The organism is Arthrospira sp. PCC 9901, from assembly GCF_059013425.1.
In genome coordinates this window covers 3275564-3291848 of sequence record NZ_CP102296.1, presented here as the reverse complement: position 1 = coordinate 3291848, position 16285 = coordinate 3275564, and the positions used below count along the sequence as shown (strand labels likewise).

The 16285-nt window shown below is 45.8% G+C and carries 18 protein-coding genes and 1 pseudogene; 13 read left to right on the top strand and 6 right to left on the bottom strand.

All coding sequences use genetic code 11. From position 1 onward, the window contains the following. Nucleotides 1-8: 8 nt before the first annotated feature. Nucleotides 9-524, bottom strand: coding sequence for an adenine phosphoribosyltransferase (locus NLZ44_RS14300; protein WP_008049381.1), 516 nt, complete (start codon nucleotides 522-524; stop codon nucleotides 9-11). A 189-nt stretch (nucleotides 525-713) separates the two neighbouring features. Between NLZ44_RS14300 and NLZ44_RS14295 the strand changes: the two are divergent. The 8 genes and pseudogenes from NLZ44_RS14295 to clpS form a co-directional block, all read left to right on the top strand. Next, nucleotides 714-1106: pseudogene (locus NLZ44_RS14295) on the top strand (zinc ribbon domain-containing protein); the annotation flags it as partial. 67 nt (nucleotides 1107-1173) lie between these two features. Beyond that, a complete protein-coding gene (locus tag NLZ44_RS14290; protein WP_006620713.1) occupies nucleotides 1174-1779 on the top strand; it encodes a DUF3038 domain-containing protein in 606 nt (201 codons plus the stop codon). After that, the gene (locus NLZ44_RS14285; RefSeq protein WP_493750208.1) at nucleotides 1776-2867 is read left to right on the top strand and encodes a DUF4335 domain-containing protein; all 1092 of its coding nucleotides are present in this window, start codon (nucleotides 1776-1778) and stop codon (nucleotides 2865-2867) included. The genes NLZ44_RS14290 and NLZ44_RS14285 overlap by 4 nt, the downstream gene beginning before the upstream one ends. Nucleotides 2868-2895: 28 nt before the next feature. Continuing rightward, nucleotides 2896-3753: an OmpA family protein gene (locus NLZ44_RS14280; RefSeq protein ID WP_493750207.1), complete on the top strand. Its 858-nt coding sequence runs from the start codon at nucleotides 2896-2898 to the stop codon at nucleotides 3751-3753. A 36-nt stretch (nucleotides 3754-3789) separates the two neighbouring features. Beyond that, nucleotides 3790-4773 carry a methionyl-tRNA formyltransferase gene (gene fmt, locus NLZ44_RS14275; protein WP_493750206.1) on the top strand — a complete coding sequence of 328 codons (984 nt, stop codon included), beginning with the start codon at nucleotides 3790-3792 and terminating at the stop codon, nucleotides 4771-4773. A 67-nt stretch (nucleotides 4774-4840) separates the two neighbouring features. After that, nucleotides 4841-5845 (top strand): sugar transferase, encoded by a 1005-nt coding sequence (locus NLZ44_RS14270; RefSeq protein WP_493750205.1) that lies wholly within the window; start codon nucleotides 4841-4843, stop codon nucleotides 5843-5845. 5 nt (nucleotides 5846-5850) lie between these two features. After that, nucleotides 5851-6288, top strand: coding sequence for an ATP-binding protein (locus NLZ44_RS14265; RefSeq protein ID WP_493750204.1), 438 nt, complete (start codon nucleotides 5851-5853; stop codon nucleotides 6286-6288). Between the two features lie 156 nt (nucleotides 6289-6444). Then, nucleotides 6445-6738: an ATP-dependent Clp protease adapter ClpS gene (gene clpS, locus NLZ44_RS14260; protein WP_006620719.1), complete on the top strand. Its 294-nt coding sequence runs from the start codon at nucleotides 6445-6447 to the stop codon at nucleotides 6736-6738. On the opposite strand, the gene NLZ44_RS14255 is transcribed toward clpS, so the two are convergent. The 5 genes from NLZ44_RS14255 to NLZ44_RS14235 all read right to left on the bottom strand — a co-directional run bounded on the left by NLZ44_RS14255 (nucleotide 6735) and on the right by NLZ44_RS14235 (nucleotide 11066). Beyond that, nucleotides 6735-6974, bottom strand: coding sequence for a DUF6737 family protein (locus NLZ44_RS14255; protein ID WP_111894487.1), 240 nt, complete (start codon nucleotides 6972-6974; stop codon nucleotides 6735-6737). The two genes, clpS and NLZ44_RS14255, sit on opposite strands and share 4 nt — an antisense overlap. Then, nucleotides 6974-7486 (bottom strand): MogA/MoaB family molybdenum cofactor biosynthesis protein, encoded by a 513-nt coding sequence (locus tag NLZ44_RS14250; RefSeq protein WP_493750203.1) that lies wholly within the window; start codon nucleotides 7484-7486, stop codon nucleotides 6974-6976. Before NLZ44_RS14250 ends, NLZ44_RS14255 begins: the two co-directional genes overlap by 1 nt. Before the next feature lie 26 nt (nucleotides 7487-7512). Continuing rightward, the gene (locus NLZ44_RS14245; RefSeq protein WP_493750202.1) at nucleotides 7513-9150 is read right to left on the bottom strand and encodes an HD domain-containing phosphohydrolase; all 1638 of its coding nucleotides are present in this window, start codon (nucleotides 9148-9150) and stop codon (nucleotides 7513-7515) included. A gap of 82 nt (nucleotides 9151-9232) precedes the next feature. Next, entirely contained in the window at nucleotides 9233-9514 is a 282-nt protein-coding gene (locus NLZ44_RS14240; RefSeq protein WP_006620723.1) for a 4a-hydroxytetrahydrobiopterin dehydratase, read from the bottom strand. A 418-nt stretch (nucleotides 9515-9932) separates the two neighbouring features. After that, the gene (locus NLZ44_RS14235; protein WP_493750201.1) at nucleotides 9933-11066 is read right to left on the bottom strand and encodes a CAP domain-containing protein; all 1134 of its coding nucleotides are present in this window, start codon (nucleotides 11064-11066) and stop codon (nucleotides 9933-9935) included. Nucleotides 11067-11543: 477 nt separating this feature from the next. On the opposite strand from NLZ44_RS14235, the gene NLZ44_RS14230 reads away from it, so the two are divergent. The 5 genes from NLZ44_RS14230 (at nucleotide 11544) to NLZ44_RS14210 (ending at nucleotide 16199) form a co-directional block, all read left to right on the top strand. After that, nucleotides 11544-12320 carry a Tic22 family protein gene (locus tag NLZ44_RS14230; RefSeq protein WP_493750200.1) on the top strand — a complete coding sequence of 259 codons (777 nt, stop codon included), beginning with the start codon at nucleotides 11544-11546 and terminating at the stop codon, nucleotides 12318-12320. Nucleotides 12321-12510: 190 nt separating this feature from the next. Then, the gene (gene prmC / locus NLZ44_RS14225) at nucleotides 12511-13410 is read left to right on the top strand and encodes a peptide chain release factor N(5)-glutamine methyltransferase (protein WP_008049374.1); all 900 of its coding nucleotides are present in this window, start codon (nucleotides 12511-12513) and stop codon (nucleotides 13408-13410) included. A gap of 31 nt (nucleotides 13411-13441) precedes the next feature. Further along, nucleotides 13442-13798: a metal-sensing transcriptional repressor gene (locus tag NLZ44_RS14220; protein ID WP_493750199.1), complete on the top strand. Its 357-nt coding sequence runs from the start codon at nucleotides 13442-13444 to the stop codon at nucleotides 13796-13798. Beyond that, a complete protein-coding gene (locus tag NLZ44_RS14215; RefSeq protein ID WP_111891976.1) occupies nucleotides 13795-14466 on the top strand; it encodes a PLDc N-terminal domain-containing protein in 672 nt (223 codons plus the stop codon). Before NLZ44_RS14220 ends, NLZ44_RS14215 begins: the two co-directional genes overlap by 4 nt. A 185-nt stretch (nucleotides 14467-14651) precedes the next feature. Further along, complete coding sequence (locus NLZ44_RS14210; protein ID WP_111891972.1) at nucleotides 14652-16199, top strand: efflux RND transporter periplasmic adaptor subunit; 1548 nt, start codon at nucleotides 14652-14654, stop codon at nucleotides 16197-16199. The last annotated feature ends 86 nt before the right edge of the window (nucleotides 16200-16285 follow it).

Here is a 16285-nt window from a genome sequence, read left to right as displayed (position 1 = left end):
TTTTTTTTTCAGTGATAATCTATTAAAGTGACAATGGGGACATCAGGTAATTGATTTCGTCCCCCCAAGGCCTTTAACTCGATGATAAAAGCAAAACCCACCAAATGACACTGAGCCTCTTGTACCAATTGAGCCGTGGCCGCCGCCGTTCCCCCGGTAGCTATCAGATCATCAACAATCAGAACCTTGCTACCTGGTGCCATGGCATCAATGTGCATTTCCAGGCGATCGCTCCCATATTCTAACTGGTATTGTGCAGCGATGACCTGTCCTGGTAGCTTCCCAGGTTTTCGCACGGGGATAAACCCACAACCCAACTGATAAGCCAGGGGAACCCCAAACAGAAACCCACGGGACTCCATACCCACGACATAATCTGGGGAGAGGCGATCGCACTTATCCTTCAAAGTGTCAATCGTATAGCGTAAGCCCTGAGAATCCCTTAACAGGGTAGTAATATCTCTAAAGACAATACCGGGCTTAGGAAAATCTGGGATATCGCGAATAAAAGATTTAAGATCCATCAGGGTAATGTAAATATTAGGAGCATGATTTCATCTCAAATTAGGTTAACATTTTACGGCAATACGGTATAATACCAAGTATGGTGCGAGACCTTCGGGTATGAAATAGAGCTGAAATGGGCGTGGGGACTACCCGGTGAGGACTTCAACCCCCTGGTTGATTGGGTCGCATCCCTGGCCATCCCATAACACAGCCTGATTTTTTTGCCCCCCTTCGAGACTTCCAATATGGTTGCCAAGGTGAAGCGTCTAATCAGGTCTAAGACTGCCCGCGCCATGCTGAAATGGGCGCATTATCGATTCAAACTAACCCTGAGACATAAGCGCGGAAATAACTGAACAGTTGTAGATGTGACCGAAGAATACACCAGCAAAACCTGTACTCACTGTGGTCATGTCCATTCCCAGCTAGGTGGCTCAAAAGTGTTCCGATGTCCGGAGTGGGGGTTCACTCTACCACGGGACTGGAACGGTGCTTTTGGAATCTTTCTAAAAGCTTTGCGGGATACCGCCTCTGTTACCTTAACGGGTAATAGTGCTATCGTTGCATTGTCCGGGAACAATCGGAAAAATGTCGCGTAAATGTATCAGATTTGCTAACCAATCTTTAACTATATATTGTGTTGGAATCGATGTTGCCGTGAGCATAATGCAAGTAGAACCCTATCAAACTAATTTAAACCCAGTCATATTAGACAGTTTGCCGGATATACCCATCTCCGACAAAGGATGTCCCCGTCGGGCGCGATTACAAATCGACCTGATGTTACTAGCCATTGAAGCCCTCGCCCTGGGGAGTTCCGAACGAATGCTGGTCAAGATATCGGAGTTAGAACTGCAAGGAATTATCCCGAATCGAGTGGTATTATGGCGACTGCGTAGCACTAACCCCCTGCGACGCTACAGCCAACGACAACCCCTCACTCTGAAGGAAGCTAAAGCCCTAGTGGTGATTATTGCCATGATAAGTCGAGAGTTAACAGTGAGAATTCGCCAGTTGCTGATTGACTTTGAGCAAATGCAGCGCAAGCAAATCCCCATAGAACAGCATTTGCAATTATATAGCTATCTGGAAAGGTTCCAGGCTCACTTCCGTAGTCGGATGAATCCTCGGCGCGCGGGTGTAATTGCTTACAACTCCCCAGAGAAACTCAATGATTTAGCGATCGCTTTGCTGGGAAAATTGCTATTCTGTACAGGCACGGCAGGGATGCAACGGTTTTGGATGAGTCTGTTTGATGGAGAGATAGCATGACGATTATACGTCAGTACAGTTTGCCTAACTGCAAGCTGATTTTGCATGGGTTGAGTAGTCCCACAGATAATACCTCAGAAACTCGGCCCCGTTTATCGCGATTGATGAATGCGGAGTGCCATTTTGTCGGTTATCCTCAGCCTATTGTGGGAGGGAAAGAGTTTTTCGAGTGTTTACTGCAACGGGTGAGTCAATACGCCCAAGAATTTCTCAGCGGCGTATCACATCCCCCCTCTGCTAACACTGCTGCTGAGGTTCCTATGGTGGAGTTACGCAGACTAGACGGCAATTTACACCGCCTGATTGTCCGTAATACCCCGTTAGATGGGGATTCCCAGATGAAAACCGATCCGACATCCCCAGTGGAATTAGATTTAACCACGGTGCAGTTATTTGATCTGGTGGAAGCAGTGGATCAGTTTTTCGCTGATTCTGGGACTTTACCTGAGCTTTCCTTGCAGTTAAAAGCTATTCCCAAGCGTTATACTAAGGCAGAGCAATCTGTTACCCAAAGGGCGATACCTGTAGCGGTAGGGGTGTCTGGATTGGCTATTGCAGCGATCGCATTATTTGCTCTGCCAGTTCCAGAGGTTCGGCGACCCCTAGAACCTAATCCTCAAGAGTCCACAGAAACCCAATCACTATCAGAAACTGAAAGACCACCATCAGCCGGACAATCTCCACCACAGGGAGTTAATACAGACACAGAGGGGGAAAATACCACTATTGGCGAACCCGGTGCTACCATTGGCCAGTCTAATTTACAACCTAATTTAGTCTCACCGCCATCTATTGATGACCCCCAGGAAATTGAGAGATTACAGCGAGAATTGTTTGCTCAGATAAACCAAGCATGGGTTGCTCGCATTAACCGAACCCTAGTTTATCGGGTTACAGTAGCCAGTGATGGCAAAATTATAGATTATGAAGCAGTTGACGATGTTACCCCAGAGGAAGAGGCTCCCATTCCCCTATCAGAGTTACGCTTTCAGCAGGTAGGACCTGACCCAGCAGAACCCCAAGCGGATATGATGGTGAGATTTAATCATCCCGGAGGTCCGTTAGAAGTGCGTCCTTGGGAAGACTGATAACCTAATGGCAATTGAGGGTAAATTTATGGCAGATCCAAAACCAAGTAAATCTTCCCCTAAATCCAATTCCGGGGTTTTGGTGGGGCTGTTGTCCTTCATTTTTCGTCTGTTATTGTTGGGGGTAGGTAGTGCTGTGGCTTGGGTAGTGGGAATGGCTGTAGCTCAAGTTTACCCGAACACCAGTTCGGAAATGCCCCTAACTGAACAGTTACTAAGGCGCGAGCCAGCATATCAACCCTCTTTCCCAGACCGAGAAACTCCTAGACTCACTCCCCCCAAAGCGCCACCTACTTCCCTAACTCCAGAAGTCCAACAAACCTTACAACCCCAACTCCAACAATTACAACAAGATCTCAATGCCTTGATCGGTCGCACCGCCGCCCTAGAAATTCAAATCGGTAATAGTCGGCCAGCAGAAACGTTGGAGAGACGCTTACAAATTATAGAACAGCAATTAACAGCCCCTAGTTCCCCGGAGGCGGAAAATATACCCCCACCAACTCCCCGCACTGCTAGGTCTAGATCTGGAAGTGGCTTGATCATGACTTTACCCAGTGATATTTTATTTAACCCAGGTAGTAGCACTTTGCGCCCTGGGGCTAATGTGATCCTGGATAACTTGATTCCAGATCTGCAAAACTATCGGGGGGCTGTAGTGCGGGTGGCAGGTCATACTGATGATAGCGCTCGCCGTCAGCAAAATCTGGTTTTGTCCTCTGCACAGGCGGAAGCAGTTGTGCAATACCTCTCTAATGCTGTGGACTACCAGGCTTATCATTGGGTGGCGATCGGTTATGGTATGACTCGCCCAGCCTTGGAAAATACCTCGGACATCAATAGACAACTTAACCGCCGCATTGAAGTTGCCATTACCCCCCCCTGAAAAACCTAAATCTAAACACAAAGGGAAAATTTATACATGAGACTGGTTTTTTTTGGTACGCCTGAGTTTGCTGTGCCTAGTTTGCAACGATTATTGACTGATGAGCAATTTCAGGTGGTTGGGGTGGTTACTCAACCAGATAAACGACGGGGACGTGGTAGTAAAACTAGCCCTTCCCCGGTAAAGGCGATCGCATTATGTGCAGGTCTACCAGTTTGGCAACCCCGTCGCATTAAAAAAGACCCACAAACTTTGGCTAATTTGCGGGAAGTTGAGGCTGATGTTTTTGTGGTGGTCGCTTATGGACAAATCCTCTCCCCGGAACTTTTGCAGATCCCTAAATTAGGATGTGTCAACGCTCACGGCTCGATTTTACCAAAATATCGCGGAGCGGCACCTATTCAGTGGTGTTTATATCATGGCGAGACTGAAACCGGAATTACTACCATGTTGATGAATGAAGGCATGGACACAGGACCCATGCTATTGAAGAGTTACACCCCCATTAGTTGGGAGGACCAAGCAGCTAATTTGGCTGAACGTCTCGCTAATATGGCGGCGGAACTTTTAACGGAGACTTTGCTACAAATGCGATCGCAAACGATACAACCTATTCCCCAGGATGATACTCAGGCTACATTAGCGCCTCTCATTAAGCCAGAAGATTATCAACTTGATTGGTCGAAGTCAGCAGTTGCCCTCCATAATCAAATTAGAGCCTTTTATCCCCATTGTGTCACTACCTTTAGGGGACAAAGTTTGAAAATTAGCGCCTCGGTTCCCTTGGGTTTTGTTCCCGAAACAGAACTTCCTCCACCATTGGCTCGTTTGTCTACCGCCGATCTTAACCCCGGTAACATTGGGGAAATTGTGGCGATCGCCAAACGCTTCGGCCCAATTGTTCAGACCGGGTCAGGATACCTATTGGTTTCCGAAGTCAAGTTACCCGGAAAACGGGTTCAGTCCGGTTGGGATTTTGTCAATGGTACTCGTGTAGCGATCGGAGAAATTCTCGGTTAAAATTAGAACTATGCAACCCCAATAATTTGTGTAACTTTCATACACCTACTAGCATTAAGAGACTAATATGGTCAGTCCTAGCCCAGAAGTTAATTTTCCTGTCCATTTTCAAGATAATATAGCCTGGGTCAAAATTCCCCATCGCCTCAGTGTATTGGAGGCTGTGGATTTTAAGTCAACTTGTCATAATCTCGTTTTGGGAGATCAGGTTCCACAGGCTATTATTCTCGATTTTAGCGAGACTACATTTATGGATAGCAGCGGAGTCGGTGCCTTAGTCAGTAACCTCAAAGCCGCCAAAAACAAAGATGTGGAACTTTTGCTAAAAAATGTCGGTCCCCAGGTAATGGCGGTTTTTTCTTTAACATCCCTTGATCAGGTTTTAACCTTTCAACAGGATGAACCCGCAACTCCTCTTCAATCTACCGGAGGTGGGGATAATAGCCAACTATTACCCGTTACTCATCCTTCCGTTCGCTCTGTGGTTAAACGCTCTATTGATGTCGTCGGCGCTCTAGTCGGATTAGGAATTACTGCAGTTTTATCTATTCCAATTGTTATTGCTATTCGCCTTGATAGCCCTGGTCCGATTTTGTTTGGTCAAATTCGTTGCGGTTGGATGGGTAAGCGTTTCCGTATGTGGAAGTTTCGCTCTATGGTGATTAATGCTGAAGAACTCAAAAGCACAATTCCTAATCAGGCGAAAGGTCAAATCTTTAAAAATGATGATGACCCCAGGATTACTAAAGTAGGTCGGTTTTTGCGGCGCACTAGCCTGGATGAATTACCTCAATTTTGGAATGTTTTAATGGGGGAAATGAGTCTGGTCGGCACTCGACCACCTACTCCTGATGAAGTCGAACGTTATGAGGTTCCCCAGTGGCAACGCCTAGATGTTAAACCCGGTATGACTGGAGAATGGCAAGTCGGCGGGCGATCGCAGATTAAGGATTTTGAAGATATTATTCGCCTTGATCTAAAATATCAGGAAAACTGGAGCTTGATGTATGATCTCAAAATGATTGTCCGCACGATCGCCATTTTGTTCAAAAAAAATAGTGGTGCAATGTAAGATTAATGGAAGATGAAAGTCTACTAATGCGATCGCATCTTAAAGTAGGTACAGATCTACTGTTTTTAGAGGAAGTATTAGAATGGTTTGATCAGATAACTACTCCCTTTTTACCTCCCGATCTGGGCTACGAATGCAAGATTGCTATTACCGAAGGGTTCACTAATGTGGTTCGTCATGCACACCATGGATTATCTAAAAACACTCCCATTGATATTCAGGTGCAGATTTTATCTAATTCTATCGAAATCAAACTCTGGGATTTTGGTCAACCTTTTGATTTCCCCAAAACCCTGCATTTTATTCTTAACGAAAAGATTGCACCTTTGGAAAAAGAACAAGGTAGGGGTTTGATTTTGATGTCTAAACTCACTGATGAAGTCACTTATTGTCGCCTGGATGACCATCGTAACTGCCTAACTATGCGACGGCATTTCTCTTAACTTTCAGTCATTATATAGAGTGCATCTACTAACTATACCCACCCTCAACTAATTATCTGAGATTATCTGAGATTATCTCAGACTGTGACATTGTATAATATAATAGATTTGTGATAAGTACAAAATATTGATTTAGTCAAACCCTAAACTAGAGCTATGATAGCCTCACCTACCACTACACCCAGTCGTTCTAGTCAAACCGTCCGTAAGCCTTACCCTAACTATAAGGTAATTGTCCTTAATGACGATTTTAATACCTTTCAGCACGTCGCTAACTGTCTAATGAAATATCTTCCCGGAATGACTAGCGATCAAGCCTGGGAGTTGACCAACCGCGTCCATTATGAAGGTCAGGCGACCGTGTGGGTAGGCCCCCTAGAACAAGCCGAATTGTACCATACCCAACTCAGTCGCGAAGGTTTGACAATGGCTCCCCTAGAAAAAGCCTAATCGTCACCTTCAGCATCTGACATCATAGCCGATCGCATTAATCCCGGCCAGATCAGCAGGAAAAATCCCATCCAGGTCAGGACGGGAACCCCTACAATTACCGATAGCCAAACCTGATGAAAGATTAACCAACTCCCGCTAATTAAGCTAACTCCCGTCAGCATAATTGACCACGGTTGACACCACCAGGGTTTATAGTCCCAAGGATTATAACTTGAGGGTTGATTTTGATTCATTAACTGCCTTTTTGTAATTGCTTAACTAGATGAACTAACTCAGGTAAAATCAGCTTTTCCATAGCTAGTTTAACTGCTCCTTGGGAACCGGGAACCGAAAATAATAGAGTTTCCCGATATACCCCGGCGGTGGCGCGAGAGGCGATCGCACGGGAACCAATATCATGGTAACTCAAAAACCGGAACAGTTCCCCAAAGCCAGGTAAAGTTTTTTCTAGTAACCCCTCAATAGCATCATAAGTCGTGTCTCGTGGTGCTATTCCCGTTCCCCCATTCACAATCACCGCCTGAATTTTAGCATCACCACACCATTGATTAAGCGCCTGAGTAATCAAGTCCGGTTCATCTTTAATTATCACATAATTTCCTAGATGATGACCATTATCTCTCAGCATTTGCTTAATCAAATCACCGCTTTTATCCGTGGACTCAGTGCGAGTATCACTCACAGTTAAAACCGCACAATTGACGCTAAAACTACCGCTATCTGGGTGAGGAATTGAGCTACTCATAACCATCCTTAACTCTCATGCTAACATTAAGCCAGTTCCATCACCACATCTAAAGTATGTCCTAAAGACTCATAGACTTGGCGCTGTTCAAATACAGTTAAAATATCCCCATTAATCTTATTCGCCGCCGCTTCACTGCGGATAATTTTCAGAGCTGTAACCGTAGGAACTCCATGCTTATAAGGTCGATCGCCTGCTGTTAGTGCGTCATAAATATCAGCGATCGCCATCATTTGTGATTGGATCGGAATTTTCTCCTTTTTCAATCCCAAAGGATAGCCACTACCATCTAACTTTTCATGATGTCCATAGCTAATCTGTGGCACATTTTCCAGTCCCTTAGTCCAGGGAATTTGCTTTAAGAAATTATAGGTATGGGTGACATGACCTTCAATAATTTCGCGTTCGGAAGCCGTCAAATTACCGTGAGTTATTAACAATTGTTCAATCTCTTCTGGTGTCACCAGCGGCTTAATCTTGCCATCTATATCCCGATAGGTAATCTTTGATAAATCATGGAGTTTTTCCAGGGGTTGAGAAGGTAAAATCTCCGGTTCGTTGGCTTCCAGCACCATCTCCCAAAACCCTTGCAAATGCTCAATCTCCTGATTCATTTCCAAATCCATACTTTCAAGAGTTTGACAGTGGGGGCATTCTGTGCTATTCTGGGAGTGGTTGCTGCTGTAGTCTAAAAGCAGTTGATATTTCCTTTGTAGACAGTCTATCTGTAAACTCTGTCGAGCGATCGCAAACCGTTTTTTCATGATTTCCAATTCCCAAGGATAAAGTTTCTTAGCCTTGTTTAAAACAGCTTCAGGAACTCCCACTTTGCCAAAATCATGAAGTAGTGCCGCATAACGTAACTCTTGGAGTTGGCGATCGCTAAATTGTACCGCCGCCAGGGGACCCTCAGATATCTGATTAATTTCCTCCCCCAAACGCACCGTCAAAACTGCCACCCTTTCCGAATGTCCGAAAGTACAGGGGTCCCGTGTCTCAATCACCTGCACGGAGGTTTTCACAAACCCCTCAAATAGTAACTCAATACTCTCTTGTAAATCACTGCGTTCAATGGAAATTGCCGCCTGAGAAGCGAGACTCCGCAAAATCCGTTCTTCCCAATCAGAATAAGGCTGGGTGTACTCCATGGTATTTTCAGGAGTCAGCACCAGCTCAGATTGTAGCTTGCGGTTAATCAGTTGTAGAACCCCCAGGGTTTCCCCTTCCCGGTTTTGCATGGGGAGAACTAAAACCGAGCGAGTCCGATAACAGATATTCTCATCAAAACTGCGATCGAGACGATAAGGCTGTCCCTGTGGTAAGTCGTAAGCATCATCAATGTTGAGACTTTTCCCAGTCAAAGCCACATGACCAGCCAGACTCCTATCAGTCAGAGCGATCGCAAATTCTCGGAACGACAAATCTGGCAAAGACTGATTTTGAGCCACCTTAAACAGCAATTTAGGGTGATCATCACTGCGATCTACCAGATAAACGCTTCCCGCATCGCTACAGGTAATCTCCCGACTCTTACTGAGGATCAGATTTAACAGCTTCCCCAAATCCAGAGTTCCCGAGAGTGCCGTACCGATATCCAACAGCTTTTCAATCAGCAGCGACTCTTCACTAACCCCTACAGACACATTAAGATTATCAAAGACCATAATCCCACATCAGAACCTAGAACCAGCTTACAGCTACCCAACTTTGTGGAATTCTAGCGGATTTTGGGGCAGTTTATAGAATCTAACTCAAACTGGAAATTTTCTCAGCCATAGAAAAATCATTCTTAGTCAACCCCCCAGCATCATGGGTAGTCAGGGTAATTGTCACCTTATTATAGGAAATTTCCAAATCCGGGTGATGACCTGCCGCCTCTGCGGGTTCCACCAGTTGATTAACAAAAGCCACCGCTTCCACAAACCCCTTAAAGGTTTTCACACACTTAATAGTTTTACCCTCAACAGACCATTCGGGAACCTGAGTAGCCATTTGTTGAATTTCAGTTGCACTCAGTAGTTCAGCCATATCAAAAATACACCAATTCTATTACATCTAAAAAAACTATCCGCTCCCACGGATAACTCAAGCCTTGGATACTACCAGGACATCAGTCAGCGATATGAGAGCGGTCTAGCGGGTCTCTGTTGTTGGAACCTGACTGCCGGAAGGATCTCTCCAATCCAGCCAGACCATTTAGTAGGCTTTTCGGCTCCTAGCAATAGGAACCTAGGCCGAATTTTAGAGGTCAGCCCCGGCGCACAGCCGGCGTTCTCCAACACAGTGACCCATGCGTTTACTACTGTCACTCATGGGCATCACCTCCTGGATATCCGAAACTTACGAACCAGGATAACACAAAATTCTGAAAGTGCAAGCTCACCGCTGAGAGTTGGCTATTTTGTGATTAATAGGCGATCGCACTTTCTGGACCGAGATGCTGAAATCAGCCACCAGAGAAGACTTTAGTCCAATAATGGTTATAGTCCATCAGATCCCCCGTATCATTTTCCAGGAAATAGTGACCCACCCCAATCTGAGTAAAATCTGGATTAAGAATATTATCACGATGTCCGGGACTATCCATCCATCCCTCAACCACTAACTCCGGTGTAGTATGACCCGCCGCCATATTTTCTGCCAATGGCACTATCAATGTAAACCCTGTGGCCCTAATCCGGTCAGTTAAATTAGATCCATCAATTCCGGTGTGACTAAAAAAGTCTTGCAGTGCCATATTAGTGCTATGGGTACGCGCCGCCTGGGTGAGTAGGGGGTTAAGCCTTAGTGGTTGCAAATCTTCCATAACTCGTTCTTGATTGACCAATTCCAGCACTTGCTGTTCAAAACGCAAGTTAGAAGCAGTTTCACCTAAGTCTAGTTGAATATCAGCATGATTTGCTGCTCCTAGTTCCCCAATAAAGTCGCGAGTAGTGATTGATTCAACATCGACATTTTCCAGGGTTGCCACCGTCTGACCATCGAGTAAAATCAAGGTAGAGGCATCGGATTGTTTAATCCGTAAATCTGCAATAGTAACCCCATCAGGAACCCGCAATTTATCGATACCAGGCTTAAAGTCGGTAATCAGATCTTGATTGAGAGTCGATGATTGCAAAATAAACTGATTAGCACCACTGCCTCCGGTGAGAGTGTCTAAACCTCGATCGCCTGATAAAACGTTATTACCAGACCCGCCGACAATCCAATCATTGCCTACACCTCCATAGATAGTATCATTGCCAGACCCGCCATAAATGGTATCATTGCCCCGATTACCAAATAACAGGTCATCACCAGAACCACCATTCAAGTAATCATCGTTTTGACCGCCATAAATCGTATCATTGCCGGAATTACCGATAATCGTATCATTCCCCTGATGTCCTAAGAGGATGCGTCCTTGTGCATCATTGACCAAATAATCATCACCCGGCAAAAGGGCGATCGCTTGTGGTAATCCCGGACTTGACAAGCGCGCAATTTGCTCATCTGGCAGTTCCGAGACGATCATGAAATCGTTAGCTGGACTAGCCATAGCAAAAGTCAAGCCGTTTTGAGTGATGATATCGGAAAACATAATAACAGACCCTTTTTCTGACCATGATAAATCGTGGTTTTACCATCTTCTATGTTTATTCATTAAGAATTATGGATATCCGAATGTTATCCCAGGAGAATAATGATTCTGTAGTGTTGGGGATTGAATAATGCGATCGCGTTCGTCCCCAAATTTGACCATTCGGGGCAAGTTTGTGTTAGGATCTGGAAAATGTGCGGGTAAAACTCCCGTGGCATATCCTCCGGGGGTGAGAATATATAAAATTATTGGGGAGTTCGGGAGAAAAAATTGTTTTTGGTCGTCAGTCTGACTGTTATCGTGCCAGGGTAAGAATTGCGCTATACAGGAATACTCTAGCCAGCCTCCATCAACAGACTTGATGGGTGGTATGGATCAACCCTCGCTGTCATGTTTGTATGAGCCTAGAGGTATAACGCCAATATAGAAGCGTGGGGGAAATGTCAAAATGAACTATTACGATCGCAACTTGAGAACATGATTAAATCATTTTTCCATTTGAGCCTGTTACTGGGAGTTATCAGTAGCCATTTGTTAATGAGTCCTACCCTCCCACCGAGGACCGTGGGAGCATCTCTGCTGGGAACCCAGGCGGCTGAAGCATTAACATTAGAGGAAATTCAGGAAAAATTACGGCCAGTCCCAGTATTTACCATTACCGACCCTACCGGTTCCCCCCTAGTGGCCACAGTTCCCGCTGGAGAAAATGGCAGCGGTACCGCTGCGGTAGCAGGGATATTTATTAGCCGTCAGGATGCTCTAAGATTTGTGGAAAATCTGAGAAACAATAACCCTGAATTAGCCAACTCCGTCGAGGTAACAGCAGTTTCTCTGGGGGAAGTCTATCAAATGAGCCAACAGAGTCGCAACCGTCCTGATGATATCCAGTTTGCTTATGTTCCCGTGCAGCGAGAGGTAGAATCAGCCCGGGAGGTAATGCAGCAAAGTGGTCGATCGCCTAATGAGTTTAATGGCGTGCCTCTGTTTATGGCAAGAGGAGGCCCAGACAATGGTTATTTAACCATCCAACGTGGCAATGACCAAGTGATTCCCATGTTCTTCTCTAAACAAGACTTAGAGGGGATGTTATCCCAATTTCAAGAACAGCAACCGGACTTAATATCTTCGGTTACTGTCCAGGTGGTTCCCCTGGAAGCGTTATTAGAAGCCTTCCGAACTGATGATAACCAATTTTTAGATCGGATCATGTTAGTTCCACCCCGGGAAACCTTGGAATTTTTGAGAAATAATTAGGGTTAGGGCAACTTGTGGGGGGGGATTGCTTGTCAACTTCCCCCCCATATCATCAGCCTACAGCCTGTTCAGAAATCATCTGATCACCTCTTAAAGTCCCTCTCCCCCTATGGGATCCAGGATTTAGGGTGAGGGCAATGTATTAAGCGACTGGTGAACAAGCTGTAAGCAGGTTTTCAGGTGGTGCTAAATGGTGGAAACAGGGGAAAGTGACTATATATCTGGTGAGGAACTGCGACAGTGGCAAAAACAGGCTCAAAATGATGCGATCGCTGCCGAAGTTTCTGCCATAGAATTAGATATGTTTCTGGAAGCACTCACCGATCTGACTCGCCTAGACCTGAGATTAGACGACTTTGGCGATCGCCCATACATTAAACTAAATCAGCCCTGGTCAGCAATTGTCAAACTCTGGGAACGTCGCATCACGGAACGAGTCCCCCTACAGTATATATTAGGTGTAGTTCACTGGCGAAATTTTACCCTCAAGGTGTCTCCTGCCGTTCTCATCCCCCGTCCAGAGACAGAGTTAATCATTGATATAGCCTATCATGCCGCGCCATCAGCCGGGTCAGGAAATTGGGTAGATATGGGAACAGGTAGTGGTGCGATCGCTTTGGGGTTAGCATCGGTATTCCCCGAAGCCATGATTCATGCTGTAGATTGCAGTTGGTCAGCTTTAGCGATCGCCCTGGAAAATGCCCAAAGTCTAGGTTATCAAAATAGGGTAAAATTTTACCAGGGGTCTTGGTGGGGTCCCCTCCATAGCCTGAAAGGGAAGGTCAGCGGCATGGTGGCAAATCCGCCCTATATTCCTAGCCAGGAGCTACCAAACCTACAACCAGAAGTAATCCTATATGAACCCCCTCTAGCACTCGATGGCGGCGAATCTGGCTTAGACTCCATTCATCATCTAGTACAAACAGCACCCCAATTTTTACAACCTGGGGGTATTTGGATCATAGAAATGATGGCAGGACAGGGAGAAGCGGTTACATCCATGTTAGAATCAGCAGGGTGTTATCGGGATCTTAAAATCCTCCCGGACCTGGCTGGTATTGATAGATTTGCGATCGCTTATCTACAATAATAGTTGATGTAGTTGCTTGGCACAGGGTTAAATGATCGGATCAGATTCAGACCGGGTTCCTAGCGTATCTGTGAGCGATCGCCACCATGGGGACCCTTCTACTCATACTCATCCCCATGTCCATAGCGAGGAATCACTCAAACGTATTATCAATCGACTCTCCCGCATTGAAGGACATATTCGCGGTGTCAAAACTATGGTCCAAGAAAGTCGCCCCTGTCCCGATGTACTCGTGCAAATTGCGGCCGTTAGGGGGGCTCTCGATCGCGTCGCTAGAATTATCCTAGATGAACATTTAACCGAATGTATAGCCAGAGCAGCTAAAGAAGGTAATATAGACGTGGAAATTGAGGAACTAAAAGCCGCCTTAGACAGATTTCTCCCATGATTGTATCTAGCCAAAACCCTGTCAAAACTTCTCAAATTGCCTTAGCGATGGTCTGGTTGACCTTCGTGATTTATGCCTTTTTCTTAGCGCCGCCAGACCAGCCAGAAATTACTTTTAACTTGATTAAAAACCTGAGTGTAGGGAATTGGGAGGGGATTAATCCCCTGATTATATCCCTATTTAATCTCATGGGAATTTGGCCGTTAATTTACTGCTGTGTAATTTTTGCCGATGGTCAAGGTCAAAAAAACCCCGCGTGGCTTTTTGCGATCGCATCTTTTGCCGTGGGTGCCTTCGCCATTTTACCCTATTTGGTGTGGCGCAAACCTAACCCCGAATTTTCTGGAGTTCCCAATCTCTTCATCCGCATTTGGGACAGCAAATTCACAGCCATAGTGCTAATGGTAGGAGCGATCGTTCTAGTCTTTTATGGTATCACTCAGGGAGATTGGCGTGACTTTATCTATCAATGGCAAAATAGCCGTTTTATTCACGTGATGAGCCTGGATTTCTGTTTATTATCAGTATTATTTCCCGCCTTATTAGGAGATGATATCGCGCGGCGCGGCAACCAGACTCCGACTTGGTTATGGTTGGTGACACTCATTCCCCTATTCGGACCTCTGCTATATCTCTGTGTGCGTTCCCCCCTGTGCGATCGGGCTTGAGTCAGCTATCCATAATTTTCATCAAAGCCTCCTGTCAACCCCTGGGAAAAACCGCAATAATCCCCAGCCGGGAGTGTTAATGACCGTAAAATATCAGTAATTTATCTCATCCTCAACCCAAGGGTCAGGCGAAAATTTACCTCTAAACCTGGTAAAATCTCCTCATCGAATTGCCCGACAGTACCATGAACAAAATATTATTGAAAACTAGCGCATCTCTACCCCTGCTATTATTATTTGTACTCATCAATGCTTGTTCAGCCGAACCTCAAGCCATTGGTCGCCCACCCGTCCCCGTCAAGATAGAAAACGTAGATACCACCGATGTTCAATTCAGCAGCGAATATAATGCCAGAGTTGAAGGTATCGAAAACTCGATCATCAGACCGCGAGTTAGTGGATTAGTAAAAGAACTATATGTGCGCTTAGGCGATCAGGTAACTGTAGGAGATCCGATAATTCAAATTGATGGTTCCCAACAGTTAGCCAACTTTGAAGGTACGATCGCCACAGTACAAGCCAGACAAGCTCAATTAATTGGTGCCGAAGCCGAATTAGAAGCCCTCCGAGCCAACTTAACCAGAACCAGAGCCGAACTATCATTTCAATCTCAAGGAGCCAATTTACAGCGTTCCCAGCGGGAGTTAGAGGCTCAGATAGAAGAACAGGAAAGACTAGAATTTGACCTACAAAACGCCCAAGACAACCTAGAAGGAGCCCGTCGCGAATTAGATAGGCGCGAAGCAGTGCGACAACAGCGACAGGCTACCTACGAGCGCTATGAGAGATTATGGCAGGAAGGCGTAGTTTCCAGCGAGCTATATGATGAAAAACTGCGGGACAGACAAACCAGCGAGGCTGATGTAGCTAATCAAGAACAAGAAGTTCTCGCCGCCACCGCCAGAGTCGAATCGGCTCGGATGAATTTATCTCGTCAAGGGCGCACCATTGAAGCCGCTAGGGCGAGTGTGGAAAGTTCCCGCCGAGATCTAGAACGCCAAATTGCTACCCTAGAAGCTCAAATAGCCAGTCAGGAGAAAGCTATTGAAGCCCAGCAAGCACAGATAGCCCTCGTAGGTAGAGAAATCCAAGGGGCTAGGTCTGGGGCTGTCGCTCAACAAGTACAGTTAGATTACTATAGTGTCGTCGCTCCTATTTCCGGCATTGTCAGTAATGTGCCGATTAAAGTCGGAGATTTGGTCGATAGCCAAACCACTGTTACCACTATCCGACAAAACCAAAACCTAGAGGTTAATATCAATATCCCCATTTCCCTATTACCTCAGTTGAGGGTGGGAATACCTGTACAACTCATAAGCCAAGACACTGGGGAAGTCATTGGCACCACCAGCATATCCTATATTGCTCCTGACGCAGGAACTGAGACTCAGACTATTTTGGCTAAAGCCATTTACCCTAACACTAATAATGAACTCCGCACCGATCAAGTGGTCCGAGCTAGGGTAATTTGGCAACAGGAAGCTGGGGTCACGGTTCCCACTAATGCCGTCACCCGCATTGGCGCACAGAGTTTTGTGTTTTTAGCAGAACAACAAGCTACCCCCTCCGGGGAAACCATTTTAGTCGCTAGACAAGCTCCGGTGACACTGGGAAGCATTCAAGGACAGAGTTTTGAGGTGCTTTCTGGGGTGCAAGCAGGCGATCGCGTTATTACCGAAGGCATACTACAATTGCGAGATGGAACCCCGATACTAGATACCACCCGCCAATAACTAAGCCCTAAAATTGCCATAATCGAGTATTATCAACTTTCATGTAGGGGAGAGTTGCTTTGGTTTCTGGCTGATAACATTGATAA